This is a genomic window from Paraburkholderia sp. 2C, assembly GCF_054589215.1.
Genome location: NZ_BAAILL010000035.1, coordinates 1 through 2,126 on the forward strand (window position 1 = coordinate 1; position 2,126 = coordinate 2,126).

Genomic DNA, 2,126 nt, shown 5'->3' on the forward strand with positions numbered 1-2,126 from the left:
GCCTGCAGCGCGAGCGTGTCGCCGCGGCGTGCCGCGATCATCCGCCACGGCAGGTCGGCGCGCTCGATGCGCACCGCCGCATGCTTCAGTTCGGGCTGCTGCGAATGCGGATCGACCGCACCGTGAGTCGCTTCGTTGATGCCGCCGCTCGCGACGAACTGGCCGCTCCAGTGCATCGCGGCGAATACCGCACCGGACTGCACGTCGTCGGAGATCTGCAGCGGCAGCACCAGCGCGCCGCGGCGGCTCTTCACCTGCACCAGATCGCCTTCCGCGAAACCGCGCCGCGCGGCATCGCCGGGGTGCATCGTCAGCGCCGGCTCCGGTGCGTGCGAAAGCAGCTTCGCCACGCGCCCCGTGCGGCTCATGCCATGCCACTGGTCGCGCAGGCGTCCCGTGGTCAGACGGAACGGAAAGCGCGCGTTGACCTCGTCGGCGACCGGCAGATAGTGCGTCGCATGAAAGCGCGCGCGGCCGTCCGCGGTGGCGAAGCGGCCATCGGTGTAGCGGCGCGCATCGCCGGCCGTGCGGCCCGGCGGAAACGGCCATTGCTGCGGGCCCTGCGCGTCGAGCAGCGCATAGCTGATGCCGCCGATGTCGAGGTCGCGCCCCCCGGTGAGCGCGCGATGTTCGTCGAACACGGCTTCGGTGGTGTCGAAGCCGAACAGGTGCGGCTCGCGCCCGAGTAATGGCGCCATGCGGCGCGCAACTTCGTTCGCGATCCACCAGTCGGGCTTCGCCTCGCCGGCCGGCGCAACCGCGGCGCGTACGCGCGTGATGCGCCGCTCCGAGTTGGTGACGGTGCCGCCCTTTTCGCCCCACGTCGCCGCGGGCAGCAAAACGTCCGCGTAGGGCACCGTATCGGTCTGCATGAACGCGTCCTGCACGACCACGAATTCCGCCCGCTCGAGCGCCTCGCGCACCTTCGCGATGTCGGGCATCGAATGCACGGGGTTCGTGCACGCAATCCAGATCGCTTTCACCTTGCCGCTGCGCAGCGCGTCGAACAGTTCGACCGCAGGCAGGCCGGGCGTGGCCGACAGACGCGCGGCATCGGCCAGCCCCCAGAGCCGCGCCACTTCTTCGCGATGCGCGGCGTTGCCGATCTCGCGGTGCGCGGCGAGCATCGTCGCCATGCCGCCGACCTCGCGGCCGCCCATCGCGTTCGGCTGGCCGGTCAGCGAAAACGGACCCGCGCCGGGACGGCCGATCTGACGCGTGGCGAGATGCAGGTTGATCAGCGCGAGATTCTTGTCGGTGCCGTGGCTCGACTGGTTCAGGCCCATGCAGTACAGCGAAAGCGCGGCGGGGCTTTCGCCGAACCATTGCGCGGCCTGCAGCAGATCGCGCTCGGCGATGCCGCACAATCCGGCTGCGGTACGCGGCGTGAACTCGCGCACGAGTGTCTTCAGTTCGGTAAAACCGGTGGTGTGCGCATCGATATGGTCGCGATCGATGAGCCCTTCCCAGATCAGGTGATGCAGCATGCCGTTAAAGAGCGCGACATCGGTGCCGGGCTGGATCGCGAGATGCAGATCGGCCATCGCGGCCGTGTCGGTGCGGCGCGGATCGACCACGATCCAGCGGATCGCCGGGTTCGCGGCCTTCGCCGCTTCGAGCCGGCGAAACAGCACCGGATGCGCCCACGCCATATTGCTGCCGGCCAGCAGCACGGTTTGCGCGAGTTCGAGGTCTTCGTAGCAGGTGGGCGGGCCGTCCGCGCCCAGGGCCATCTTGTACCCGGTCACCGCGCTCGACATGCACAGCCGCGAGTTCGTATCGATGTTGTTGGTGCCGACGAGCCCCTTCGCGAGCTTGTTGAAGACGTAATAGTCTTCGGTCAGCAACTGGCCCGACAGATAGAACGCGACGGCGTCGGGGCCGTGTTCGGCGATCACGCCGGCAAAGCGCCGGGCCACGGTGTCCAGTGCGTCGTCCCACGGCACGGCACGGCGCGGCGCGTCGCGCCGCGTGCGCACGGCGGGCTCCAGCAGGCGGCCGGTCTCGCTGCGCGCGGTGTCGGCGAGCGCGAGCCCCTTGCTGCACAGCTTGCCGAAGTTCGCCGGGTGAGCGGGGTCGCCCTTCACGCCGGTGATGCGTCCGTCCTCCGCCTCGATCAGCACGCC

General features: G+C 69.6%; 1 protein-coding gene. It reads right to left on the reverse strand.

Features of this window, described 5'->3' with window-relative positions; all coding sequences use genetic code 11:
• A partial coding sequence (locus ACYPXD_RS12630; RefSeq protein WP_459711570.1) for a molybdopterin oxidoreductase family protein occupies positions 1-2,126 on the reverse strand: 2,126 nt, incomplete at both ends.